23 protein-coding genes and 1 other RNA gene are annotated in these 26426 nt (G+C 52.5%); 8 read left to right on the top strand and 16 right to left on the bottom strand.

The features are described 5' to 3' along the window. Positions 1–25: 25 nt before the first annotated feature. Together ssrS and OGW44_RS22805 are read left to right on the top strand one after the other, a co-directional pair. Positions 26–209: non-coding RNA, 6S RNA (ssrS, locus tag OGW44_RS22810), on the top strand. Positions 210–228: 19 nt separating this feature from the next. Beyond that, positions 229–825 (top strand): 5-formyltetrahydrofolate cyclo-ligase, encoded by a 597-nt coding sequence (locus OGW44_RS22805; protein ID WP_047414432.1) that lies wholly within the window; start codon positions 229–231, stop codon positions 823–825. Between the two features lie 382 nt (positions 826–1207). Here OGW44_RS22805 and serA read toward each other — a convergent pair whose 3' ends face one another. Next, entirely contained in the window at positions 1208–2440 is a 1233-nt protein-coding gene (serA, locus tag OGW44_RS22800; protein WP_016154363.1) for a phosphoglycerate dehydrogenase, read from the bottom strand. A gap of 270 nt (positions 2441–2710) precedes the next feature. Beyond that, the gene (gene rpiA / locus OGW44_RS22795; protein ID WP_016154364.1) at positions 2711–3370 is read right to left on the bottom strand and encodes a ribose-5-phosphate isomerase RpiA; all 660 of its coding nucleotides are present in this window, start codon (positions 3368–3370) and stop codon (positions 2711–2713) included. Between the two features lie 170 nt (positions 3371–3540). On the opposite strand from rpiA, the gene argP reads away from it, so the two are divergent. The 5 genes from argP (at position 3541) to scpC (ending at position 10080) form a co-directional block, all read left to right on the top strand. Beyond that, entirely contained in the window at positions 3541–4434 is an 894-nt protein-coding gene (argP, locus tag OGW44_RS22790; protein ID WP_003825477.1) for a DNA-binding transcriptional regulator ArgP, read from the top strand. Positions 4435–4660: 226 nt separating this feature from the next. After that, entirely contained in the window at positions 4661–6805 is a 2145-nt protein-coding gene (gene scpA, locus OGW44_RS22785; protein WP_185654446.1) for a methylmalonyl-CoA mutase, read from the top strand. Continuing rightward, positions 6798–7793: a methylmalonyl Co-A mutase-associated GTPase MeaB gene (meaB, locus tag OGW44_RS22780; protein WP_047357829.1), complete on the top strand. Its 996-nt coding sequence runs from the start codon at positions 6798–6800 to the stop codon at positions 7791–7793. The genes scpA and meaB overlap by 8 nt, the downstream gene beginning before the upstream one ends. A gap of 10 nt (positions 7794–7803) precedes the next feature. Next, complete coding sequence (scpB, locus tag OGW44_RS22775) at positions 7804–8589, top strand: methylmalonyl-CoA decarboxylase (RefSeq protein WP_049041966.1); 786 nt, start codon at positions 7804–7806, stop codon at positions 8587–8589. A gap of 24 nt (positions 8590–8613) precedes the next feature. Further along, positions 8614–10080 (top strand): succinyl-CoA:acetate CoA-transferase ScpC, encoded by a 1467-nt coding sequence (scpC, locus tag OGW44_RS22770; protein ID WP_185654445.1) that lies wholly within the window; start codon positions 8614–8616, stop codon positions 10078–10080. Here the strand turns inward: scpC and srsR are convergent. The 3 genes from srsR to argO all read right to left on the bottom strand — a co-directional run bounded on the left by srsR (position 10077) and on the right by argO (position 12611). After that, positions 10077–10973 (bottom strand): LysR family transcriptional regulator SrsR, encoded by an 897-nt coding sequence (gene srsR, locus OGW44_RS22765; protein WP_016154369.1) that lies wholly within the window; start codon positions 10971–10973, stop codon positions 10077–10079. The genes scpC and srsR overlap by 4 nt on opposite strands. A gap of 186 nt (positions 10974–11159) precedes the next feature. Further along, a complete protein-coding gene (locus tag OGW44_RS22760) occupies positions 11160–11882 on the bottom strand; it encodes an oxidative stress defense protein (protein WP_185654444.1) in 723 nt (240 codons plus the stop codon). Positions 11883–11975: 93 nt separating this feature from the next. Continuing rightward, the gene (argO, locus tag OGW44_RS22755; protein ID WP_003027005.1) at positions 11976–12611 is read right to left on the bottom strand and encodes an arginine exporter ArgO; all 636 of its coding nucleotides are present in this window, start codon (positions 12609–12611) and stop codon (positions 11976–11978) included. A gap of 200 nt (positions 12612–12811) precedes the next feature. Here argO and dctP point away from each other — a divergent pair, with 200 nt between their 5' ends. Continuing rightward, the gene (dctP, locus tag OGW44_RS22750) at positions 12812–13858 is read left to right on the top strand and encodes a TRAP transporter substrate-binding protein DctP (protein WP_185654443.1); all 1047 of its coding nucleotides are present in this window, start codon (positions 12812–12814) and stop codon (positions 13856–13858) included. 41 nt (positions 13859–13899) lie between these two features. On the opposite strand, the gene OGW44_RS22745 is transcribed toward dctP, so the two are convergent. From OGW44_RS22745 to tkt, 11 genes are all read right to left on the bottom strand, one after another. After that, entirely contained in the window at positions 13900–14760 is an 861-nt protein-coding gene (locus OGW44_RS22745) for a small-conductance mechanosensitive channel MscS (RefSeq protein ID WP_019077645.1), read from the bottom strand. A 191-nt stretch (positions 14761–14951) separates the two neighbouring features. Then, the gene (fbaA, locus tag OGW44_RS22740) at positions 14952–16031 is read right to left on the bottom strand and encodes a class II fructose-bisphosphate aldolase (protein WP_003027029.1); all 1080 of its coding nucleotides are present in this window, start codon (positions 16029–16031) and stop codon (positions 14952–14954) included. A gap of 89 nt (positions 16032–16120) precedes the next feature. Further along, the gene (gene pgk, locus OGW44_RS22735; protein WP_003027032.1) at positions 16121–17284 is read right to left on the bottom strand and encodes a phosphoglycerate kinase; all 1164 of its coding nucleotides are present in this window, start codon (positions 17282–17284) and stop codon (positions 16121–16123) included. A 39-nt stretch (positions 17285–17323) separates the two neighbouring features. Then, positions 17324–18352: an erythrose-4-phosphate dehydrogenase gene (gene epd / locus OGW44_RS22730; protein WP_016154379.1), complete on the bottom strand. Its 1029-nt coding sequence runs from the start codon at positions 18350–18352 to the stop codon at positions 17324–17326. A 287-nt stretch (positions 18353–18639) separates the two neighbouring features. Beyond that, the gene (locus OGW44_RS22725) at positions 18640–19350 is read right to left on the bottom strand and encodes a nucleoside/nucleotide kinase family protein (RefSeq protein ID WP_047414447.1); all 711 of its coding nucleotides are present in this window, start codon (positions 19348–19350) and stop codon (positions 18640–18642) included. Beyond that, entirely contained in the window at positions 19347–19856 is a 510-nt protein-coding gene (locus tag OGW44_RS22720) for an MltR family transcriptional regulator (RefSeq protein WP_016154381.1), read from the bottom strand. The genes OGW44_RS22725 and OGW44_RS22720 overlap by 4 nt, the downstream gene beginning before the upstream one ends. A 15-nt stretch (positions 19857–19871) precedes the next feature. Next, entirely contained in the window at positions 19872–20843 is a 972-nt protein-coding gene (glpX, locus tag OGW44_RS22715; protein ID WP_185654442.1) for a class II fructose-bisphosphatase, read from the bottom strand. After that, positions 20840–22117 (bottom strand): zinc-binding dehydrogenase, encoded by a 1278-nt coding sequence (locus OGW44_RS22710; protein WP_016154383.1) that lies wholly within the window; start codon positions 22115–22117, stop codon positions 20840–20842. The genes glpX and OGW44_RS22710 overlap by 4 nt, the downstream gene beginning before the upstream one ends. Before the next feature lie 24 nt (positions 22118–22141). Further along, entirely contained in the window at positions 22142–23521 is a 1380-nt protein-coding gene (locus tag OGW44_RS22705; RefSeq protein WP_016154384.1) for a PTS mannitol transporter subunit IIBC, read from the bottom strand. Positions 23522–23548: 27 nt separating this feature from the next. Further along, complete coding sequence (gene cmtB, locus OGW44_RS22700) at positions 23549–23992, bottom strand: PTS mannitol transporter subunit IIA (RefSeq protein WP_016157436.1); 444 nt, start codon at positions 23990–23992, stop codon at positions 23549–23551. Between the two features lie 315 nt (positions 23993–24307). Further along, the gene (gene tkt / locus OGW44_RS22695) at positions 24308–26299 is read right to left on the bottom strand and encodes a transketolase (protein WP_016154386.1); all 1992 of its coding nucleotides are present in this window, start codon (positions 26297–26299) and stop codon (positions 24308–24310) included. Between the last annotated feature and the right edge of the window lie 127 nt (positions 26300–26426).

Raw genomic sequence — 26426 nt, 5'->3', positions numbered from 1 at the left:
GTGGTAGAGTGACCGTGAAGACAAAATTTCTCTGAGATGTTTGCAAGCGGGCCAGTCCCCTGAGCCGATATTTCATACCACAAGAATGTGGCGCTCCATGGTTGGTGAGCATGCTCGGCCCGTCCGAGAAGCCTTAAAACTGTGACGACGCATTCACCTTGAACCAAGGGTTCAAGGGTTACAGCCTGCGGCGGCATCTCGGAGATTCCCTTCTACCTGGCAACAGCCATGACACTACTTTCTGAACTCCCTTTATCCCGGCAAGAAATTCGTCAACTGATTCGACAGCGTCGTCGCGCGCTGACCTCTGAACAGCAACGACACTACGGTCAGCAAGCCGCGACCCGAATGCTCAGTTTTCCCCCTGTTGTACTCGCGCATACTGTGGCGGTATTTCTCTCGTTCGATGGCGAACTCGATACCCAGCCGCTGATAGATCAACTGTGGCGAGCGGGCAAGCGCGTTTACCTTCCGGTTCTTCATCCCTTCAGTCCCGGTAATTTACTGTTCCTGCACTATCATCCGCGCAGCGACCTGGTGACCAATCGCTTAAAGATCCAGGAACCACGGCTTGATGTACGTGACGTATTGCCGCTGTCAAAGCTGGACGTACTGATTACGCCGTTAGTGGCATTTGATGAGGACGGGCAACGCCTGGGCATGGGCGGTGGATTTTACGACCGCACGCTACAAAACTGGCAGCAGCATAAGATCCAACCCGTGGGCTACGCGCATGACTGCCAGTTAGTAGAAAAATTGCCGGTTGAAGAGTGGGATATCCCGCTGCCAGCGGTGGTGACGCCGTCCAAAATCTGGGAGTGGTAGCCGTTTTTTGCCGATTGACAGCGCCGTTTTTTTGACCTAAATTCCTCGGTGAAGGGTGAGGGAGGCGAACCTCCCTCCTGCGTACTCTCTGTTAATATGCTGGGCAAGCGATGATTAACAGGATCAGCAGCATGATGACGTATCTCATCATCGTCCCTTTCCTTTTTAGAGCCCCTGCTTCGGTAGGGGCTTTCCCGTTTCAGCGCTATGCTGCGCCCCTATCGTAAATTCCTTTTATTGCTGTACAACACGCAACGCTGCCTTTAGTTGCCAACTGCGGCAAAGCTCGAAAAACAGAATGTATGCGTTACAGAAAGAGATTTTGAGGCAGGGAAATCAGAGGAAAGATGGGCAGGTCAACCGCCTGCCCATGTAGAGGAAATCAGTACAGCAGACGAGCGCGAATGGTTCCCGGAAGGGCTTTCATCGCCAGCAGCGCTTTCTCCGCCACATCTTCATCCGCTTCAATATCGATAACCACATAGCCTACCTGCGCTGAAGTCTGCAGATACTGCGCGGCAATGTTGACGCCCTGCTCGGCAAAAATCTGGTTCAGTGCCGTCAGTACGCCCGGACGGTTTTCGTGAATGTGCATCAGACGACGACCACCGTGCAGCGGCAGCGAAACTTCCGGGAAGTTTACCGCAGACAGCGTAGACCCGTTGTCGGAATACTTGGTCAGTTTCCCAGCTACTTCCAGACCGATGTTTTCCTGCGCTTCCAGCGTTGAACCACCAATGTGCGGCGTCAGGATCACGTTATCGAAATCACACAGCGGCGAAGTGAAAGGATCGCTGTTAGTTGCCGGTTCGGTTGGGAATACGTCGATTGCAGCCCCCGCCAGATGTTTAGTCGCTAACGCGTCGCACAACGCAGGAATATCAACAACCGTACCGCGTGCGGCGTTAATCAGCAGCGCACCCGGTTTCATCAGCGAAATCTCACGCGCGCCCATCAGGTTTTTGGTGGAGGCATTTTCCGGCACGTGCAGACTGACCACGTCGCTCATATTGAGCAGGTCGGAAAGATGCTGTACCTGCGTGGCATTGCCAAGCGGGAGTTTATTTTCAATATCATAGAAAAAGACATGCATCCCGAGCGATTCCGCCAGAATGCCCAACTGAGTACCAATGTGGCCGTAGCCGATGATCCCCAGTTTTTTACCACGCGCTTCAAAAGAGCCGGTAGCCAGTTTATTCCACACGCCGCGGTGCGCTTTGGCGTTCGCTTCGGGTACGCCACGTAGCAGTAGCAGCAGTTCGCCAATCACCAGCTCAGCAACGGAACGTGTGTTAGAGAATGGTGCGTTAAACACAGGGATCCCGCGCTTTGCCGCTGCACTTAGATCAACCTGGTTGGTGCCAATGCAGAAGCAGCCAATCGCGACCAGTTTCTCTGCGGCGTCAATCACATCTTCAGTCAGATGGGTACGGGATCGCAGGCCAATGAAGTGGGCATCACGGATGGACTCTTTCAGTTGTTCAGTGTCCAGAGCACCTTTGTGAAACTCGATGTTGGTATAACCTGCTGCACGAAGGCTTTCGAGTGCTTTTTGGTGCACGCCTTCAACCAGCAGAAATTTAATCTTATCTTTCTCCAGTGATACCTTTGCCATTTCCCCGACCCTGTCTTTTTTGTTCAAACTGATGTGTTGTGTGTGGGATTTTCATCCGTCTCTTCAACATATCAAAAAATAATATTGCGGCAATATGAACGTTTGCGTCGCCGTGCTGAAGAAATGTCATTCAACGGGAAATGTCAGAGGAAAATACTGGCGATAACTTTTTCTTTGGAGAGATCGGCAGGACAATATTATAAACGTGACACAAGTCACCAAATTTGCCCTGCCAAAATTTTTTTAACGGGAGAAGACGCTCCCGTCAGATCATTTTACGATAGTTTTCACGCCGTCAGGCGTACCGATCAGCGCGACATCCGCACCACGGTTGGCAAACAGGCCGACGGTTACCACACCTGGAATCGCATTGATGGCATTCTCCAGCGCGATGGCGTCGAGGATCTCCAGACCGTGCACATCGAGGATCACGTTGCCGTTGTCCGTCACGACGCCCTGACGGTATTCAGGACGACCGCCCAGCTTCACCAACTGGCGAGCCACAGCGCTGCGCGCCATTGGGATCACTTCGACCGGCAGCGGGAAGTTGCCGAGAATATCGACTTCTTTAGACGCATCCGCGATGCAGATAAATTTCTTCGCCACGGAAGCAATGATTTTTTCACGGGTCAACGCTGCGCCGCCGCCCTTGATCATCTGCATGTGACCGTTGATTTCATCCGCGCCGTCAACGTATACGCCGAGGCTGTCCACTTCGTTAAGATCGAACACGTGGATGCCAAGGCTTTTGAGTTTTTCAGTCGATGCGTCCGAACTGGATACCGCACCTTCAATCTGACCTTTCATTGTGCCCAGCGCATCAATAAAGTGTGCGGCTGTTGAACCTGTACCTACGCCCACAATGGTGCCGGGCTGTACATACTGAAGTGCCGCCCATCCTACTGCTTTTTTCAGTTCATCCTGCGTCATGATCGTTTCGCCTGTGGTGTGAATATGGTGGGAAAATTCACGCGCATTATAGAACATTGTGCAGAAAAATGTCCCCACACCCGCTCGCAAGCGGCGGATTTCGTCTTTACCCAATCAAAAATTGTGTCATAGTGCAGAACAAGCAAAAATTTCAGGAGTGCGTCAAAGCAATGAAACGTCCGGACTACAGAACACTACAAGCACTGGATGCGGTTATTCGTGAACGAGGATTTGAGCGCGCGGCGCAAAAGCTGTGCATCACGCAATCCGCGGTTTCACAGCGCATAAAACAGCTTGAGAATATGTTCGGACAACCGCTGCTGGTGCGCACCGTACCGCCGCGCCCAACGGAACAGGGACAGAAACTACTGGCGCTTCTGCGCCAGGTTGAACTGCTGGAAGATGAGTGGCTGGGCGATGAACAAACCGGCTCGACGCCGCTTCTGCTTTCGCTGGCGGTGAACGCCGACAGTCTGGCGACCTGGTTACTTCCGGCGCTGGCCCCGGTACTGGCTAATTCACCGATTCGACTGAACCTGCAGGTTGAAGATGAAACCCGAACCCAGGAACGTCTGCGTCGTGGTGAAGTAGTCGGTGCGGTGAGTATTCAACATCAGGCGCTGCCAAGCTGTCTGGTGGATAAACTGGGCGCGCTGGACTACCTGTTTGTTGGCTCTAAACCTTTCGCCGAGCGTTATTTCCCAAACGGCGTCACCCGTTCCGCCCTGCTGAAAGCCCCGGCGGTCGCGTTTGACCATCTTGATGATATGCACCAGGCGTTCTTGCAACAAAACTTCGACCTGCCGCCGGGCAGCGTACCGTGCCATATCGTTAACTCGTCTGAAGCCTTCGTCCAGTTAGCCCGTCAGGGAACAACCTGCTGCATGATCCCACACTTACAGATTGAGAAAGAGCTGGAAAGCGGTGAGCTTATCGACTTAACGCCAGGCCTGTTCCAGCGTCGAATGCTGTACTGGCACCGCTTTGCACCAGAAAGCCGCATGATGCGCAACGTCACCGACGCGCTGCTGGCCTATGGCCACAACGTACTGCGTCAGGATTAATTCCTCGAACAGAGGCCGGATAGCGGCGTAACGCCTTATCCGGCCTGCAAGCCTTTCCCCTCTTTTCATGCTATTCCCGCCACGTCTTTGAAATACATCACAAAATAAAACACGCCACGCGGCAAAAAAAGACGTCCTGTTGGCTATTTTTTGCTGGCGACAAGCCAAATGAAAAAGCACACCGTATTCGCAAAGATTCAACTTATTGCGTAATACGGAGCAAAAAATGGCAAACGTGCAGGAGTGGCAAACACTCGCCAATAAAGAACTCAGTCGACGGGAAAAAACCGTTGAGTCGCTGGAAAGACAGACGGCGGAAGGGATTGTCATCAAGCCGCTGTACACCGAAGCGGATCTCGATAATCTGGAAGTCACGGGCACCCTGCCCGGTCTGCCGCCTTACGTGCGTGGCCCGCGCGCCACTATGTATACCGCGCAGCCGTGGACTATTCGCCAATACGCCGGTTTCTCTACCGCCAAAGAGTCCAACGCCTTTTACCGCCGTAACCTCGCCGCTGGGCAAAAAGGGCTTTCCGTTGCCTTTGACCTTGCCACTCATCGTGGCTATGACTCAGACAACCCGCGCGTGGCGGGCGACGTCGGCAAAGCCGGCGTGGCGATCGATACCGTCGAAGATATGAAGGTGCTGTTCGACCAGATCCCGCTGGATAAGATGTCGGTATCGATGACCATGAACGGCGCGGTGCTGCCGGTACTGGCGTTTTATATCGTCGCGGCGCAGGAGCAAGGCGTGACGCCGGAACAGCTCACCGGGACCATTCAGAACGATATTCTGAAAGAGTACTTGTGCCGCAACACCTACATTTATCCGCCAAAACCCTCCATGCGCATTATCGCCGACATCATCGCCTGGTGCTCAGGCAACATGCCGCGCTTTAATACCATCAGCATCAGCGGCTATCACATGGGTGAAGCCGGGGCAAACTGCGTACAGCAGGTGGCGTTTACGCTGGCAGACGGTATTGAATACATCAAGGCCGCGCTTTCCGCCGGACTGAAAATTGATGACTTCGCCCCGCGCCTGTCATTCTTCTTCGGCATCGGCATGGATCTGTTTATGAATGTCGCCATGCTGCGCGCTGCACGGTATCTGTGGAGCGAAGCGGTCAGCAGTTTTGGCGCGACCAACCCGAAATCTCTCGCTCTGCGTACCCACTGCCAGACCTCAGGCTGGAGCCTGACCGAGCAGGACCCGTACAACAACGTGGTACGAACCACCATTGAAGCGCTCGGCGCTACGCTTGGCGGCACCCAGTCTCTGCATACCAACGCTTTTGATGAAGCGCTCGGTCTGCCCACCGATTTCTCCGCCCGTATTGCGCGTAATACGCAGATCATCATTCAGGAAGAATCAGAGATCTGCCGCACCGTCGATCCGCTGGCCGGATCGTATTACGTCGAATCACTCACCGATCAAATCGTGAAGCAGGCGCGCACGATCATCAAGCAGATTGATGAGGCAGGCGGCATGGCGAAGGCGATTGAAGCCGGGCTTCCTAAACGGATGATCGAAGAAGCGTCCGCGCGCGAACAGTCGCTGATCGACCAGGGTAAGCGCGTTATCGTCGGGGTGAACAAATACAAGCTGGATAAAGAAGACGACACGTCGGTGCTGGAGATCGACAACGTGAAGGTGCGCAACGAGCAGATTGCCTCACTGCAGCATATCCGCGCCACCCGCGACAATGATGCGGTTAAAGCCGCGCTATCCGCGCTGACCCACGCCGCGCAGCAGAATGAAAATCTGCTGGCCGCCGCCGTCAACGCCGCCCGCGTTCGCGCCACGCTCGGTGAAATCTCCGATGCGCTCGAGGCCGCCTTTGACCGTTATCTGGTTCCCAGCCAGTGCGTTACCGGGGTAATTGCACAAAGCTATCACCAGTCCGACAAATCCGCCGATGAGTTCGATGCCATTGTTGCGCAAACCGAACAGTTCCTCGCAGAAAATGGCCGCCGCCCGCGTATTCTGATCGCCAAGATGGGTCAGGACGGCCACGATCGCGGCGCAAAAGTGATCGCCAGCGCCTACTCCGATCTCGGCTTCGATGTCGATCTCAGCCCGATGTTCTCCACACCGGAGGAAATTGCCCGTCTGGCGGTAGAAAACGATGTGCATGTCATTGGCGCATCATCGCTGGCGGCGGGTCATAAGACATTGATCCCGGAGCTGGTCACCGCGCTCAAAGGCTGGGGACGCGAAGACATTTGCGTCGTCGCCGGCGGGGTTATTCCGCCACAGGATTACGCTTTTCTACACGAACATGGCGTGGCAGCCATTTATGGCCCCGGCACGCCGATGCTCGACAGCGTCCGCGATGTGTTAACCCGTATCAGTAAACATCATGATTAACGCCACCACGCTTGAGGATACCGTCCGCCGCTTGCGACTCGGTGAACGGGCTACGCTCGCCCAGGCGATGACGCTGGTCGAAAGCAATCACCCGCGCCACCAGCCGCTGAGTACGCAATTGCTGGACGCGATTATGCCGTTCACCGGTAACGCCCTGCGTCTGGGGATCACCGGCACGCCGGGCGCGGGTAAAAGCACCTTTCTGGAAGCATTCGGCATGCTGTTGATTCGCCGCGGGTTACGGGTAGCGGTGATCGCCGTCGATCCCAGCAGCCCGGTTAGCGGCGGCAGCATTCTGGGTGATAAAACCCGCATGACGGAACTGGCTCGCGCAGAATCTGCGTTTATACGTCCGGTTCCTTCCAGCGGTCATTTAGGCGGCGCCAGCCAGCGCGCCCGCGAATTAATGCTGCTGTGCGAGGCGGCTGGCTTCAACGTGGTGATTGTGGAAACCGTCGGCGTTGGGCAGTCGGAAACCGAAGTCGCAGGCATGGTGGATTGCTTTCTCTCACTGCAAATCGCCGGCGGTGGCGACGATTTGCAGGGCATCAAAAAAGGCCTGATGGAGATGGCGGATCTGGTCGTCATCAACAAGGACGACGGTGATAACCGTACCAGCGTTGCCATCGCCCGCCATATGTACGAATCCGCCCTGCATATTCTGCGCCGCAAATATGACGAGTGGCAGCCGCAGGTTCTGACCTGTAGCGCCCTGGAAAAACGCGGCATTGAGGAGGTTTGGCAGGCGATAACCGACTTTAAAACGTGCCTTACCGCCAGCGGTCGACTGGAAAAAGTCCGCCAGCAGCAGGCGGTGGAATGGCTACACAAGCAGGCTGAAGAAGAAGCCCTGCATCTGCTGTTTGCACGGGCTGATTTCGACCAGTATTTCCAGCAGACGCTGCTGGCCGTCAAAAACAATGATCTTTCGCCGCGCACCGGCCTGCGGCACATCAGCGAATTTATCCAGCATCATTACTTTCAATAAAGAGAACATTATGTCTTATCAATACGTCAACGTGGTCATCATCCAGAAAGTCGCGGTCATTGAGTTCAATTACGCCCGCAAGCTCAATGCCCTGAGTAAAGTGTTTATTGACGATCTGATGCAGGCGCTGAGCGACCTCAATCGTCCGGACATTCGCTGCATCATTCTGCGCGCCCCGAGCGGGGCCAAAGTGTTCTCTGCCGGGCATGATATTCATGAACTCCCCACCGGACGTCGCGATCCGCTCTCTTATGACGATCCGCTGCGTCAGATAACTCGTATGATCCAAAAATATCCGAAGCCGGTGATCTCCATGGTTGAAGGCAGCGTCTGGGGCGGCGCGTTTGAGATGATCATGAGTTCCGATCTGATCATCGCAGCCAGTACGTCTACCTTCTCCATGACCCCGGTCAACCTCGGCGTGCCCTATAACCTGGTGGGCATCCACAACCTGACCCGCGACGCTGGTTTTCACATCGTTAAGGAGCTGATTTTTACCGCCTCGCCCATCACCGCTCAACGCGCTATGGCGGTCGGGATCCTCAACCATGTCGTTCCAACCGAGGAACTGGAAGATTTCACCCTGCAAATGGCGCATCACATCTCGGAAAAAGCGCCGCTGGCAATCGCCGTCATCAAAGAAGAACTGCGCGTGTTGGGCGAAGCACACACCATGAACTCTGACGAATTCGAGCGCATTCAGGGCATGCGCCGCGCGGTGTATGACAGCGAGGATTATCAGGAAGGGATGAACGCGTTTATGGAAAAACGTAAACCTAATTTTGTTGGCCATTAATCACGTCCGACGAAGGAGACGGCCATGAAACGGATGAGCGCCGAACAGGCGGCAGAAATTATCCAGCACGATGATATGGTGGCGTTCAGCGGCTTTACCCCCGCGGGTTCGCCAAAAGCGTTACCCACCGCAATTGCCCAACGCGCCTGCGAACGGCATCAGGACGGGCAGCCTTTTCAGATCCGCCTGTTGACCGGGGCGTCAATTGGCGCCGCCGCTGATGATGCACTATCCGCGGCGGATGCCGTTTCCTGGCGTGCGCCTTATCAAACCTCATCTGGCCTGCGCGAGAAAATTAACCAGGGCCAGGTGAGGTTTGTCGATCTCCATTTGAGCGAAGTCGCGCAGATGGTTAATTACGGCTTTTTTGGCGATATCGATGTTGCCGTCATTGAAGCTTCCGCCATTGCGCCGGATGGCCGGATTTGGCTTTCCAGCGGTATTGGCAATGCACCCACCTGGCTGCTGCGGGCGAAAAAGGTGATTATCGAGTTGAATCATTACCATAATCCACGCGTGGCTGAGTTTGCCGACATCGTAATACCCGGCGCACCGCCGCGGCGTAACAGCGTGCCCATATTTCATACCATGGATCGCGTGGGCAGTCAGTGCGTGCAGATAGACCCCAGGAAAGTGGTAGCGGTGGTGGATACCGAGCAGCCCGATGCCGGGAATGCGTCGGATAAAACCAATCCGGTCAGCCAACAAATTGCCGATAACGTCGTCACTTTCCTACTGGCAGAAATGGCGCACAAACGCATTCCAGCAGAGTTTCTGCCCTTACAAAGCGGCGTGGGCAATATCAACAACGCGGTAATGGCGAGACTGGGAGAGAATCCGGATATCCCGCCCTTTATGATGTATTCAGAGGTGTTACAGGAATCGGTGGTGCATCTGCTGGAAACGGGCAAGATCACCGGTGCCAGCGCCTCCAGCCTGACCATCTCAGCCCCGTCGCTACAGAAGATTTACGACAACATGGACTTCTTCGTCAGCCGAATTGTGCTGCGCCCGCAGGAGATCTCCAATAACCCGGAAATCATCCGTCGGCTGGGGGTCATTGCACTCAACGTTGGGCTTGAGTTTGATATCTACGGCCATGCCAATTCCACGCACGTTGCGGGCGTGAACCTGATGAACGGTATCGGCGGCAGCGGGGATTTCGAGCGCAACGCCTATCTGTCTATCTTTATGGCGCCGTCGATTGCCAAAGGCGGGAAAATCTCAACCATCGTGCCGATGTGCAGCCATGTCGACCACAGCGAACATAGCGTTAAAGTGATCGTGACCGAACAAGGGATTGCCGATCTGCGTGGGTTATCTCCGATGCAGCGGGCGCACACGATTATCGATAACTGTGCGCATCCCCTTTACCGGGACTACCTGCACCGCTATCTGGAAAAAGCGCCCGGCGGGCATATCCATCACGATCTCAGCCATGCGTTCGATCTGCATCGCAACCTTCTCGAGACAGGATCGATGCTCGGTTAACTTGCCGTACCGTCACGATCTTCAGCAATATGCTGGAGCATGGTGCCGGTATAGCGATGATTTTTCAGCGAATAGAGAAACTCCTGCATATACATGGGGCTGCCGGGCGCGTCGAAATACTTTAGCGTCGACGGATTCACCAGCCGCCAGGCAAAATGAGGAATCACCGTCAAAAACTGCCCGCGCTCCACCGCGCTAATCTTGGCCATAAAGCTGTACGGACGGTAGATAATCGTCGGATTGATCCCGCAGGGCCGCATATAAGCATCCAGCATTGCCTCAAAGTTGGCGCGATTCTGGAAGCGCATTTGCAGCCAGGGTAGCTCGCGCAGCAGATCCTGCGGCTGTTTCTCTTCGTAGCGCCGGGAAACGAGAAACCCCAGACGCAGCGGAGACAGTTCGCTGATCGCCAAATTTTCCAACTCCTGTACGCGGGGGGAAACGTGCTGTGGCGAGATAATGAAATCCAGTTTGCGGTCGAACAGATTATCAATCACCCCATTCTCACTGAATTCAACGGCCTGGGCCGTCACGCCGTCATATTTATCGCCAAGGCTAATCAACTGGTCAAAAATAATCGTTGGATAAGTATTATCGATACCGATGACGATTTCCCGCGAGCGACAAGAGGCGTTATGGATTTCGTTATCAATGGCAGAGAGGCGCTGATAGACGGGAAACAGCTTCTGATACAGCTCCTGTCCGGCTTTATTCAGGCTGATGTTGTTATCTTTACGGGTAAACAGCGTATAGCCGATTTGATCTTCCAGTGCAGCAATGCTTTTACCGAAAGGCGATGCGGTCATATGTATTTTTTCTGCCGCTCTGGCGATGTTATTGGTTTGCGCCAGCAGAATGAAATTACGCATCTTTTTCGAGATAAAAATATCCATAGCGTCCCCTTAAAAATCGCTATGGCCTATCCTCATTACCACGAAAAAAAAGACTGAATGTGAGGTCTCATTTTTACAGTTGCTCACAGAAAAAACCGGCTGGAATGTTTTGTCGGCCTGATGAGACGCGTAAGCATCGCCATCAGGCTAAAATCTTGCCGGATGGCGACTTACGCCTTATCAAGACTACTTATTGGTTATTGTAGGCTCAATCTGGAAGACGACATCAACCTGATCGTCAAACTGAATAACCGGCTGTTCGTAGGTTTCCTGAGCGGAGGTTGCAGGCGCTGCATCTGCTTTCATCATCCGTACCATCGGGCTCGGTTGATAATTGGAAACGTGGTAACGCACACTGTAAACGGGACCCAGTTTGCTATTAAAGCCCGCGGCCAGCTGTTCAGCCTGATGAACAGCATCATCAATCGCCGCTTTACGCGCCCTGTCTTTGTAAGCATCCGGCTGGGCAACGCCCAGCGATACCGAACGAATCTCATTCAGACCGGCCTTCAGCGCGCCATCAAGCAGAGCGTTGAGTTTGTCCAACTGACGCAGCGTGACTTCAACGGTGCGCACTGCACGATAACCTTTGAGGATGCTTTTGCCGTTCTGGTAGTCGTAGTCCGGCTGCGTACGCAAGTTTGCAGCGCTAATGTCTTTCTTCGCTATCTGGTTCTGTTCAAGGAAAGACAGATATTGCGCCACGCGCTCATCGGCCTGCTTCTTCGCGGAAGCCGCATCCTTTGCAGCAACGTTCACTTCAATCGCCAGGGTGGCGATGTCTGGTGTTGCATCTACGCTTGCCGTTCCGGAAGTCACGATGTGCGGTCCATTTGGCAACTCATTTGCCTGTACCGATAGTGCGCTGAATCCGACTAATGCCGCCATGGCCATTATTTTGAACTTCACGGTCGTTCCTCCATGTTTCATTAATTACCCCAAAACTCAGGGCACATGCAGGCAAGCTTAGCCGATCTCGCTGCGTTGTCCATCAGACAACACTTAGTTGAACAGCGCATGAACGTGCGCAACACCTTCTTTTGCCAGCTGAAAAGCGATAAACCACATCACTAATCCTACCAGCGTATTGATGATGCGCTGTGCTTTCGCAGTTCGCAGACGCGGTGCCAGCCAGGCCGCCAGCAATGCCAGACCGAAGAACCACAGGAACGAAGCGCTGACGGTTCCCAGTGCAAACCAGCGTTTAGGCTCAACGTCCAGTTGTCCCCCCAGACTCCCGAGCACCACAAAAGTATCCAGGTAAACATGTGGGTTGAGCCATGTCACCGCCAGCATAGTGGCGATGATTTTCCAGCGCCCCTGCTTCATCACTTCGGCGCTGGCCAGTTCCAGATTACTGCTCATCGCCGTTTTTAGCGCACCGAATCCGTACCAGAGTAAAAATGCGACCCCGCCCCAGGTGACCAGCGCCATCAGCCATGGCGACTGCATCAGCAAGGCGCTACCGCCGAAGATACCCGCGCAAATCAGCACTAAATCACTGATAGCGCAGAGTAAAGCAATCATGATGTGATACTGACGACGGATCCCCTGATTCATCACGAAGGCATTTTGTGGACCAAGCGGAAGTATCATGGCTGCACCAAGCGCAAGCCCTTGAAAATAGTAGGATAACATGTAAAACATCTCACATAATTGTCTTGTGGGCAGACTATACTGCGCGGGATTCATTAGAGGAAATGGATAATATTAATCAGTAATTAGCATTATTAATAATACCGCGCACACTCCCCTCCATATTCAGTCTCTGACAATAGCGATTGTGCGTTACCCGAGGTATGCTGAAAGATAAATCTGTCTATACCAAAGGAATGGGTATGAAGCATAACGCGAACATTTTTCTCTTCTGTGCCTCGCTGATAGTTACCAGTTTGTGGCCCACTGTCGCCAGCGCAGACAGAACGCTGCGCTATACCGATCACGAGCCATATGGCAACATGCGTACCCGGCTCATAAAAGAGACTTTTTTTCGCGCGATCGAACAAGAGTCGCTTGGACGTTTGAAAATCGACGCTCACTGGAACGGCGAGCTGTCCACCAGCTATGACGCCTTAAAAACGATCGGCCAGGGCAGCGTGGCGGATATGGGGATCGTGGTCCCTGAGTACACGCCCGAACAACTGCCGCGACACCAGATTTTTAAGAGCTTTCCCCTCGGACCGGGTCGTGGTGAAGCGCAGGTTAACGCCTTTCAGCGGATTTTCCGCGAGTATCGCCAGTTTGGTCGCGAGCTGGAAAACAACAATCTGGTGAATCTTCAGTTTTTCCTCGGCTATCCGGTTGGATTTTTTACGACCAGGCCGAACGTCGATTTGGCACAGCTGAATGCAAGCCAATGGCGGACCGCCAGCTTTTGGCATCAATCATTTTTACGCAACGCGGGCGGCGTGCCGGTCAGCATGCCATGGAATGAAAAAATTACCGATGCGCTTCAGACCGGACAGCTTGACGGCCTGATGGTTAACCTCGACAGCGGAGATGATATCCATGCCCAGCGGGCGGCCCCCTATATTCAGCTCTCCCCTTCGCTCTGGCTCGGACACGTTTATCTTCTGGTGATGAATAAAGACGTCTGGGATAGCCTGGATGTGAAAGATCGCGCAGCCATCAATCGGGCCGCCGCCATGACGCAAAAGCGTATTGGCGCAGTGCAGGACGCAAGCCTGACCGCAATGGCGAAAAAGATGGCAAAAGAGGGCGCACGCGTTCACTACCTGACCAACAGCGAGCTGAATGCGTGGCAAGCCGCTACCGGTTATCAGCACGTTCAGGCCGAATGGATTGCCCAACAGGAAAGTAAAGGAATAAACGATGTTGGCGAGCTGATGCAGGGTGTCAGCGCAATTCTTAACAAGACGAGATAAATTAACGCCCGCCTCTCTCTGGCGGGCGTTTTTAGCTGAAGTTACTCGGTCGCGTTCTCTTTCACGCGTTTAAAGTTCACATCCATCTGCGGGTACGGGAAGCTGATACCGTTGGCGTCAAACTCGCGCTTAATGCGCTCCAGTACATCCCAGTAGACGCTTTGCAGATCGCTGCTGTTGCTCCAGACGCGTACGACGAAATTAATCGAGGAAGCGCCCAGCTCATTCAGGCGTACCGTCATTTCACGGTCTTTTAGGATGCGATCTTCAGACTGGATGATATCAGTGAGGATTTTTTTCACCTGATCGATATCGGAGTCGTAGGCCACGCCGATAATAAATTCGTTACGACGGACCGGCTCGCGAGAGAAGTTAATGATGTTCCCGGCAATGATTTTACCGTTTGGGATCACCACAATCTTACCGTCTACGGTACGCATAGTTGTGGAGAAAATCTGCACGTTAAGCACGGTTCCCGCAACGCCGCCAAGGTCTACATATTCACCCGCGCGGAACGGACGGAACATCACCAGCAGCACGCCTGCGGCGAGGTTGGACAGCGACCCTTGCAGCGCCAGACCGACAGCTAAACCTGCGGCACCGAGAACGGCGATCACGGAGGCAGTTTGCACCCCAACGCGACCCAGCGCGGCAATCAGCGTGAAAGCGATAATACCGTAGCGCACCAGTGCAGAAAGAAAGTCGGCAACGGTGGCATCAATTTTACGCGCCAGCATCAGGCGGTTAACGGTGTTTGATACGATACGCGCCACGATCATACCGATAATGACAATCGCGAGAGCCGCAACGATGTTGACGGCATAGCTCAACAGTAGCTCCTGATTGCGGACCAGCCAGGTGCCCGCACCGTTTATGCTGTCGACAACATTCAAATCTTCCATTCAATATTCCTTTTTTGCTTACCCAAACGGGAGAAATAAAGCCGCCCTAACGGGACTGGCAACCTGACAAGGGTAAACAATAAACTCAGATTTTGCCAAACAGATCACAGAATTCTCTGTCAGCAGCACATTGAAATGGCAATAAAAAAGGCCCGCATTTGCGGGCCTCATGTCACGTTGGACGGCGTAAATTACAGAACGTCAACCGCGTTCAGTTCTTTGAAAGCCTGTTCCAGACGGGTGATCATGGTTGCCTGACCAGCACGCAGCCATACGCGCGGATCGTAGTATTTCTTGTTCGGCTGATCTTCGCCTTTCGGGTTGCCCAACTGACCCTGCAGGTAAGCTTCGTTTGCTTTGTAGTAGTTCAGAACGCCTTCCCAGGTAGCCCATTGGGTATCGGTGTCGATGTTCATTTTCACTACGCCGTAGCTTACGGAGTCTTTGATTTCCTGAGCAGTAGAACCGGAACCACCGTGGAAGACGAAGTTCAGGCTGTTATGAGGCAGGTTATGTTTCTTAGAAACATAGTCCTGAGAGTCGCGCAGGATGGTCGGGGTCAGAACTACGTTACCCGGCTTGTAAACGCCGTGTACGTTACCGAAGGACGCTGCGATGGTGAAACGCGGGCTGATTTTGCTCAGCTCGGTGTATGCGTAGTCAACGTCTTCCGGTTGGGTGTACAGTGCAGAAGCGTCCATGTGGCTGTTGTCCACGCCGTCTTCTTCACCACCGGTGCAACCCAGTTCGATTTCCAGAGTCATGCCCATTTTGGACATGCGCGCCAGGTATTTGGAGCAGATTTCGATGTTCTCTTCCAGAGACTCTTCAGACAGGTCGATCATGTGAGAAGAGAATAGCGGTTTGCCAGTTGCTGCGAAGTGTTTTTCACCCGCGTCCAGCAGACCGTCGATCCACGGCAGCAGTTTCTTCGCGCAGTGGTCAGTGTGCAGGATAACCGGAACACCATAGTGTTCAGCCATCTGGTGAACGTGATGCGCACCAGAGATAGCACCCAGGATTGCAGCGCCCTGAGGAACGTCAGACTTCACGCCTTTACCCGCGATGAAAGAAGCACCACCGTTGGAGAACTGGACGATTACCGGCGCTTTAACTTTTGCAGCGGTTTCCAGAACGGCGTTGATGGAGTCGGTACCAACGCAGTTAACAGCTGGCAGAGCAAAGTTGTTTTCTTTAGCTACCTGGAAAACTTTCTGTACGTCATCACCAGTGATTACGCCTGGTTTTACGAAATCAAAAATTTTAGACATGTTGCGAGTCCTGTATCTTCGGCCTTGGAAAGGGGGGCGCGCTCGACAGCGCGCTAATAATTGGGCAGGTTTCCCTGCCCATCAATGTCTTACTTTTTAGCACGCTCTTCGAGCATGGCTACTGCTGGCAGTACTTTGCCTTCCACGAATTCGAGGAATGCGCCGCCGCCAGTAGAGATGTAGGAGATTTTGTCAGCAATGCCGAACAGGTCGATTGCTGCCAGGGTGTCACCGCCGCCTGCGATAGAGAATGCTTCGCTGTCTGCGATAGCATTAGCAACGATTTCAGTACCTTTGCGGAAGTTCGGGAATTCGAACACGCCAACCGGGCCGTTCCACAGAATGGTTTTCGCATTCTTCAGGATGTCAGCCAGCTGCTGTGCAGAAGCGTCGCCGATATCCAGGATCTGCTCGTCTTCTTTTACATCGCTAACGGATTTAAGCGTAGCCGGTGCAGTTTCAGAGAATTCAGTCGCTACGCGAACGTCAGTCGGGACCGGAATATCGCAAGTCGTCAGCAGACGCTTAGCTTCATCAACCAGGTCAGCTTCGTACAGGGATTTGCCGACGTTGTGGCCTTGAGCAGCAACGAAGGTGTTCGCGATACCACCACCAACGATCAGCTGGTCAGCGATTTTTGACAGAGAGTCCAGAACGGTCAGTTTGGTAGAAACTTTAGAACCACCAACGATAGCCACCATCGGACGAGCAGGTTCTTTCAGCGCTTTACCCAGCGCATCCAGCTCAGCAGCCAGCAGCGGACCTGCGCAAGCTACGTCGGCGAATTTACCGATACCGTGGGTAGAAGCCTGCGCACGGTGAGCGGTACCGAAAGCGTCCATTACGAATACGTCACACAGCGCAGCGTATTTTTTGGACAGTGCTTCGTCGTCTTTCTTCTCGCCTTTGTTGAAGCGAACGTTTTCCAGAACAACCAGTTCACCGGCAGCGACTTCAACGCCGTCCAGGTAATCTTTTACCAGGCGAACCGGAGCAGACAGTTTGTCTTTCAGGTAGTTAACAACCGGCAGCAGAGAGAATTCTTCGTTGTACTCGCCTTCGGTAGGACGACCCAGGTGGGAAGTTACCATCACTTTAGCACCCTGTTTCAGGGCCAGTTCGATGGTCGGCAGGGAAGCACGGATACGCGCATCGCTGGTTACTTTCCCTTCTTTAACTGGTACGTTCAGGTCCGCACGGATAAAAACGCGTTTACCAGCCAGATCCAGATCGGTCATCTTAATTACAGACATGGTGAATCCTCTCGTTGATTCATAAAGTTTTGTCGACGCTCAAGCGTCGAGCCTGAAACCAATAGCAGCCATCGCTAACGTTGTGTCGAGCATACGGTTAGCAAAGCCCCATTCATTATCACACCAGACCAGCGTTTTGATCAGGTGAGCGCCACTCACGCGCGTTTGCGTACCATCAACGATGGCGCTGTGCGGGTCGTGGTTAAAATCTACAGAGACCAACGGTAATTCCGTATAGTCAACTATACCATGAAATGCACCTTGTGCTGCTTTTTGCAGCAACTGGTTGACTTCACTGGCTTTTACTGGTTTTTTCACCGTCACGCTTAAGTCGATCGCCGTCACATTTATGGTCGGTACACGCACCGCAATCGCTTCAAAACGATCGTTAAACTGCGGGAAAATTCGCGTGATGCCCGCCGCCAGTTTGGTATCAACCGGAATAATAGACTGGCTGGCCGCTCGCGTGCGACGCAGGTCAGGATGATAGGCATCAATAACCTGCTGATCGTGCATCGCGGAGTGGATCGTGGTGACGGTACCAGACTCAATGCCGTAAGCATCATCCAGCAATTTAATGACGGGTATTATGCAATTCGTGGTGCAGGAGGCGTTGGAAACGATCCGGTGTTCAGCGCGCAGCTGATCCTGATTAACGCCATACACAACGGTTGCGTCGATGTCGTGACTACCAGGATGTGAAAAGAGCACTTTTTTTGCACCTGCGGCAATATGCGCCTCGCCGTGTTCGCGGTTGCCGAAGACCCCCGTACAATCCAGCACAACGTCGACACTCAGTTCGCGCCAGGGAAGCGCATCGAGCGTTCGCTCATGCAGAATGCGGATCGCGTCATCGCCAACGATGAGCTGGTCACGTTCCTGACGAACATCCCAGGCAAAACGTCCATGGCTGGTGTCATATTTCAACAAATGCGCCATGCCTGCAGCATCCGCCAGTTCGTTGATTGCCACCACGGTGATTTCCGCCCGACGCCCGGATTCATACAAAGCACGAACCACGTTGCGTCCGATGCGACCGAAACCATTAATCGCTACGCGTACGGTCATAGGTCTCCTGCAAGGATTTCTCAGAAACGATGTGGCAGACAGAGTAATGCAGCAAATCGCTCAGGGAAACCTTACCTGTCGCAAACTGCGACTAATTGGTTAATTGTCGAACATTTAATCGACTGAAACGCTTCAGCTAGAATAAGCGAAACGCGGAATAAAAGGAATGATTGTCCAGCCAAAGAAAACAGTTATCTGACGTACATCACATTTTTCCCGCTGAGACCGGGGGAAATTATTCCAGTAAACCGTAATAATCATTACGGCTTAACAGGAATAATTGGCCTTCACGCAATCCGATATTCACCAGATTCCAGCATCTCCAGCGTCAGGTCTCCAGGCAGACTCGCTTCCAGTACCCGACGAACATTCGGTCCGTCGGTACGCTCATAAAACGCCTCAGCGTCTGCTTGTGATAGTCCGCCCGCCAGTTTACGGCCTACCAGTCGTGTACGGAGCGCGTTGGCAGGTGCACGAATAAACAGCGAGTAATCACAAAACTCAGCTAACGCCCGCCACCTTTCATCATCGCGTAATAACCAGTTTCCTTCCACAATCACAATCGGCGCGGTCACTGTTATAGCCGCTTCTACCGGATCGTGTTTTTGCCGGTCGTACTGAGGCCAGGTGCCCTCCCCTTCCCTTATCAAACGTAGATTCTGTGCAAGCTTATCCACATCAAAGGTTTCCGGCGCACCTTTGTATGCTCGCAGGTTATGAGCATCCAGCCAGGTGTTGTAGTGATGGAAGCCATCCATCGGCAGCGTCTGGATCTCCGGCAGGCCAGGCTCCTGACGGGAGAGATATTCCCAGAAAGTGGTCAGCGTCGATTTACCCGTACCAGGCGGTGCGCTGAGAAAAACGATCGTTCGTCGCTGCGGGTGAGTGGCATGTATTTTTGCCAGCTGTTGTAATAACGGTTTGTGGACGTTCTCTATCTCATCATCACGGTAATGTGCTTCAACCTGTAGCCCATTCACCGTTAGTTTGATTTTCACGGCGTTAATTCCTTTAAAATCGCCGTCACTGCCAGCGTCATTGCCGTCTTGACCATTGCGCTAAAGCGCACTTCGGACCACGCAGCAAAGTCGGCAAATTTCATCGACTCCAGCGCACCGTAGAGCGTTGCGTTGCGGGTGATACTGTTCACGTTGCTGACAAAATCCCAGGTAATGTCATCGGCAAAACCAGGGATATTATCCTGCTCGTTCAGGTACTGATAAAACTGAGAGAAATGAGTGATGTCGGCATAAAGCCATTTATCCATTTTTCCCAACGCATAAATCAGACGTAACGCAACGTCGATATCGTCAAGCGGTCCACTCTGGGCGAGTAACGGCTTCACTGCATATTCCACGATCTCTTCATCGTTATTAACGAACAGCGACGGTAGAAAGCGCTTAATGCCCTGGAGCAAAATGTTATGTGCCGTCGTCATAAACGAGAGTAAATTATTTTGAGCATCCAGTTGCTCAAGCACATCGTCTTCTGTCAGCGTCGTCATTCGTTTCTCGATAAATCACCATGAATGCAGAGAGTCTATTATATTACACGTTCGATCCGCGCCGCCGATCAGTAAAGTTTGCGTGCGCACACCATTCGCAACCTGTTGGATCCCTTTCACAAGATCGCCGCACGTGACTCCTGTCGCGCTGAATAGGATCTTATTTCCCCCTACCAGTTCGTCCAGCGCGTAGATCCGGTTGATCTCAACGCCCATTTCCGCGCAGCGCTGATGTTCCTGTGCCGCAATCAGACGATTATCTGCGTTATTTCCTTTCGCTTCACAAAAATCAATCAGTTCAGCCTGCATATCGCCCCCCAGCGCTTTAACCGCACAGGCTGAAATAACCCCCTCAGGCGCGCCGCCAATGGTATACATCAGATCATAAGGATTCTCCTGCATACAGGCCAGCACGCTGGCGGCCACGTCACCATCGGGCAGAGCAAAGACCTTGACGCCAAGCCGTGTCGCCTCGGCAATCGCTGGTTGAAGGCGCGGCTTATCCAGCGTCACCATCCGCAGTCGCTCCAGCGGTTTACCCAACGCCTCTGCCACATTACGCAGATTATCTGCCAACGGCAGCGCCAGATTAATCGCCCCTTTCGCAAACCGATTAACAACCAGTTTTTTCATGTACATATCAGGAGCGTGTAACAAACTGCCGCGAGGGGCAAACGCCATGACGGCCAGCGCATTGCTTTGCCCCATAGCCACCATTCGGGTTCCTTCAATAGGATCAACGGCGATATCTACCTCAGGTCCGGTGCCGGTTCCCACTTCCTCACCAATCCACAGCATCGGGGCTTGATCAATCTCCCCTTCGCCAATAACGATGCGTCCGCGAATGGCAATACTGTTCAATGCTTCCCGCATTGCCGTCACAGCCAGACCATCAATCTTGTTTTTATCGCCGCACCCGGTTTGCGGCCAGGCTGCCAGTGCAGCCTGCTCCGTGATACGAAATAGCGGCCATGCCAGCGACATCATATCGCCGCCTCCCCTATATCAACGCCAAAGTGTGCCAAAAGGTATTTTTCTGCCTTTTCATTCCAGATACCGTGCGTCTCCTCCACCAGTAGCGCCAGTTCTTTGAATAATGGGTCAGTTTTCCCTTTCTCGGCAAAATCAGCAATGGCGGTTAGTGGCATGGTAACGCCGTTATATATCAGCTTCTTACCGCCGGGGATCGCCGGTAAATTCAAAACAGTTTCCGGAACTGCATCAAGGCCGCCAATGTGCGTCACCATAAACGACGGTTGCAGTTGGCCAGTTGCACTGAGCGCAATGGCCTCTTTCATATCATCCGTTGAACCACCGGATGTCCCGACAACGTGAGTGCTGTTGTAGTGCACGTTATAAAAATTAAACGGCACTTTGAAGTTACTGTCCGTAGGGCCGGCAAAAAAATTCAGGCAACCATCTTCCGCGAGTAAATCATCAGCCATCTCAACAACTGCAGGCACTGCCGCATACACAAAGACATCATCAAAACCTGCGTCATGAGTTAACGCTCGCAGCATCGCTGTCGGAGAATCCATGCCAGTAGTATTCACATAGATGAGCTCAATCCCCTTTTCAGCCGCCAACTCAACGGGCAACAGTTTTTTAGCCTGCGCCAGTCGTGCTTCGTCAATGTCGACCACCACCACGCGCGACGGCTGAATATTCCCGTTAATGGCATAATCTATTGCACCAATACCCATCGGCCCGGCGCAGGCCAGAAGCGCAATGTTCCCCCCTGGCTTAATCCCCATGCGATGCTCATAAACGTAAGGCGTGGTGTGAAAATTCGCGTTATACGCGCCAATAATGCAGCACATCGGTTCAGCCAATGAGGCGGCAGCAAAATAAGAGCCGTGGTAAGGCAAAACGCATCCGAGGTTAATCGCCACTTCCGGGATAATCATATATGTTGCATTGCCGCCAAAATATTCATAGCTGTATCCTGCTGAATATCCACTTGGCAATCCCATCGCGGGTTGCAACACAAAACGCTGACCTTTCTTATATTTATCCGTCAGGTTTTTTCCCACCTCAACAATGATACCAGCACATTCATGTCCGGTAATAACCGGATGATTTTCCAGATCGTCCGGTACGCGTTTATGATCGCTCCCCAATGCTGCTGCTTTCCAGGTGGACAAACAAACGCTATCGGATATTACGCTTACTAACAATTCATTATCTGTAATTGCAGGCAGTTCAAACTCGCGGATACGAATATCCTGCTTGCCATATATGGCAGCAACTTTCGTTTTCATATTCACTCCAAAAATAGAAGAAGGCTAGTTCGCAGTAATGCGTTTAAATAAATCATCCAACAATGGGTCACCAATATAGTTCTTAATCAGCACTAATGGCTTTTCACTTACACGTTTAACACGACCTTCAAGACTGGCATGGGTGACAATAATATCGGCATCTTGCGGAACGTTTTCGATAGCATAATGCGTCACAGTAATATTCAATCCCGCTTTCTCCAGACGCTTACGAAACGTGGTTGCCCCCATAGCACTGGAACCCATTCCTGCATCACAGACAAAAGCGACGCGTTTAATGTTTTTATAAGAGAATTTCCCTTCCTGCTTCATCGCTTTGACGGTTCTGGCTGATTCAGCAAAGTCATCTTCACTTTCTGTTTCAACGTTCTTTTCCATTTTCAGGATGACAGAGGTAATAACAAAAGTAACAACGGTTCCCGCGGTGACTCCTGCAATGGTCGCGAGGAAAGAACCTTTCGGCGTTAATGCCAGATAGGCGAATATAGATCCTGGGCTTGGCCCCGCAACTAACCCACCGTCCAGCAGGTGGAATACCCACGTCCCGGTCATTCCCCCGGCAATCATCGCGATCAGGGTCAGAGGCTTCATCAGCACATACGGGAAATACAGTTCATGAATACCACCGAGGAAGTGGATAATCATAGCGCCTGGCGCAGACTTTTTACTCATCCCTTTGCCAAAGATAGCAAAGCCGAGTAACAAACCTAATCCCGGCCCTGGGTTAGATGCCACCATGAAGAAAATCGATTTTCCCGTTTCAGAAGCTTGCTGCATCCCCAGCGGATAATACACCCCCTGATCGATGGCATTGTTCAGAAAGAGGATTTTTGCCGGTTCATTGATTACGGATAGCAACGGCAGATAGCCCGCATGAACCAACGCTTCAATACACTCCTTCACGAAATTATTGGCAATGAGAACCGCCGGGCCGATAACTTCAAACCCCAGCAAGCATAAGAGCATTCCCGCGATACCAAGAGAGAAATTATTGATAACCATCTCGAAGCCTGCAGGAATGCGTTTTTCCAGCAGACGGTCGATATGCTTAATCACCCAACCGCCAAGCGGCCCCATTACCATTGCGCCAAGGAACATCGGGATATCCGCGCCCACAATAACGCCAATAGAACCAATGCCCCCCATCACCGCACCGCGTTTCCCGCCAACCAGATGTCCCCCTGTGGAGCCAATCATGACGGGCAGTAAATAGGTAATCATCGGACCGACAATTTTGGCGAAATGCTCATTCGGCATCCAACCAGTAGGAATAAATAATGCGGTAATAAAACCCCAGGCAATAAACGCACCGATGTTGGGAATGACCATTGCAGTCAAAAACCCACCAAAAGCCTGGACTTTGGCACGAGCAGACTTGTTTTCCATAATAATGTCCTGAAAGGAAACCGTTAATTATGCTTGAGCGATAATATCCGCCAATTGTTTTTCTGATTTAGCCGCTAACAAAGCGGTTAGTGCTTCCTCTTCACATAATAATTCGCTTAAGGCCTGAATAGCGCCAATGTGTGAATCAGCATTAGCCGCCGACAATCCGATTAATAATCTGATACCTTCATCATCTTCGGCAAATTTCACTTCCTGTTTGAGAAGCGTTAATGACATACCGGTTTTTAACGCGCCACACTCCGGTCGAGCGTGCGGCATGGCGACGCCTGGCGCTAAAATATAATAAGGACCATTGTTAATCGTTGAGTCTTTAATGGCCTGAATATAATCTGAATTGACATAATGATTGGCAAGTAAGGATGACATAGAAAAGTCAATTGCCTCCTGCCAGTTCTTTGCTGAATTTTTTATTGAGATAGATGATTCGGGAAAGTAATCAATCAGCCGCATACATTTTCCTTATTTTATTTTTAGGGTACGAGTTAGCGTTAAAAATAAAATACGCGCACGGCGAAATGAAATCAATCGAGGAGAAAACTACATACAGCGCAGAATGTTTTTTGGTGATTCCTTTAAAAACAATGGATTGAGAAAAGAAATATAAAAATCAACAGTAATAATGTGATTCAAGTTGCAAATATAAAACATCGCTAAATATCATATTTGTGATGCAAATCTACATTTTCGGGTTGCGCACGATCAAATAAATTTACTTACTTTAAAAAACGGGCCGCATAAGCGACCCGTTTTCACCTGTAATCAAAATTACAGCAGTTCTTTTGCTTTCGCGACAACGTTGTCGACAGTGAAGCCAAACTCTTCAAACAGCAGCTCAGCCGGTGCAGACTCACCAAAGGTAGTCATACCAACGATAGCGCCGTTCAGGCCCACGTATTTGAACCAGTAGTCTGCGATACCCGCTTCCACTGCAACACGTGCGGAAACAGCTTTCGGCAGTACAGACTCGCGATAAGCGGCATCCTGTTTGTCGAACGCGTCGGTAGATGGCATGGAAACCACGCGCGCTTTAACGCCTTCAGCGGTCAGTTTGTCCCAGGCAGCCACAGCCAGCTCAACTTCAGAACCGGTAGCGATGAAGATCAGTTCCGGCTGACCGGCGCAATCTTTCAGCACGTAACCACCGCGCGCAATGTTCGCCAGTTGCTCTTCGGTACGTTCCTGCTGTGCCAGGTTCTGGCGGGAGAGGATCAGCGCGGTCGGACCGTCCTGACGCTCTACACCGTATTTCCATGCAACGGCAGATTCAACCTGGTCACACGGACGCCAGGTGCTCATGTTCGGGGTCACACGCAGCGAAGCTACCTGCTCTACCGGCTGGTGAGTCGGGCCATCTTCGCCCAGACCGATGGAGTCGTGGGTATAGACCATCACCTGACGCTGTTTCATCAGCGCAGCCATACGCACCGCGTTACGGGCATATTCCACAAACATCAGGAAGGTGGAGGTGTACGGCAGGAAGCCACCGTGCAGAGAGATACCGTTAGCGATAGCGGTCATACCGAATTCACGTACACCGTAATGGATGTAGTTACCGGCAGTATCTTCATTGATAGCTTTAGAACCAGACCACAGAGTCAGGTTACTTGGTGCCAGGTCAGCGGAGCCGCCGAGGAATTCAGGCAGCAGAGGACCAAACGCTTCAATCGCGTTCTGAGACGCTTTACGGCTGGCGATTTTCGCCGGGTTAGCCTGCAGCTTAGCAATGAACTCGTTCGCTTTTGCATCGAAGTCAGACGGCATTTCACCTTTCATACGACGGGTGAATTCAGCGGCTTCCTGCGGGAAGGCTTTCGCATAAGCAGCGAACTTCTCGTTCCATGCAGCTTCTTTTGCCTGGCCTGCTTCTTTCGCATCCCACTGCGCGTAGATTTCAGACGGAATTTCAAACGGCGCGTATTTCCAGCCCAGTTGTTCGCGGGTCAGTGCGATTTCTGCATCACCCAGCGGCGCACCGTGAGAGTCGTGGGTACCAGCTTTATTCGGGGAACCGAAACCGATGATGGTTTTGCACATCAGCAGGGACGGTTTGTCGGTCACAGCGCGAGCTTCTTCAACTGCGCGCTTAATCGCGTCAGCATCGTGACCATCAACGCCACGAACCACGTGCCAGCCGTAAGCTTCGAAACGCTTAGCGGTGTCATCGGTGAACCAGCCTTCAACGTGGCCATCGATAGAGATGCCGTTGTCATCGTAGAACGCTACCAGTTTACCCAGCTTCAGCGTACCGGCCAGGGAACATACCTCGTGAGAGATACCTTCCATCATGCAGCCGTCGCCCATGAAAGCATAGGTGAAGTGGTCAACGATGTCGTGACCAGGGCGGTTAAACTGCGCCGCCAGCGTTTTTTCGGCGATAGCCATACCCACAGCATTCGCAATGCCCTGACCCAGAGGACCGGTAGTGGTTTCAACACCCGCGGTGTAACCCACTTCCGGGTGACCCGGCGTTTTGGAATGCAGCTGACGGAAGTTCTGCAGCTCGGACATCGGCAGATCGTAGCCGGTGAGGTGCAGCAGGCTGTAAATCAGCATGGAGCCGTGGCCGTTGGACAGCACGAAGCGGTCACGGTCAGCCCAGGACGGGTTAGTCGGGTTGTGGTTCAGGAAATCACGCCACAGGACTTCGGCAATGTCAGCCATACCCATCGGGGCACCCGGGTGACCGGATTTGGCTTTCTGTACTGCGTCCATGCTCAGCGCACGAATAGCATTGGCAAGCTCTTTACGTGAGGACATTTTGACTCCAGATCGGATAATGAAGGCTGAGCCCTTAACGACTTGACGACAGCGCGTTTTGGGCTACGCCGGAAAAAAGTGCCAACAATGTAACCCAAGCCGCGTGTCATGTACATGGAGCATCCTT

Source organism: Citrobacter sp. Cb023 (assembly GCF_030336805.1).
Taxonomy (GTDB): Bacteria; Pseudomonadota; Gammaproteobacteria; order Enterobacterales; family Enterobacteriaceae; genus Citrobacter; species Citrobacter braakii.
Note: the sequence above shows the minus strand (reverse complement) of the source record. Positions and strands in the feature narration are given on the sequence as shown.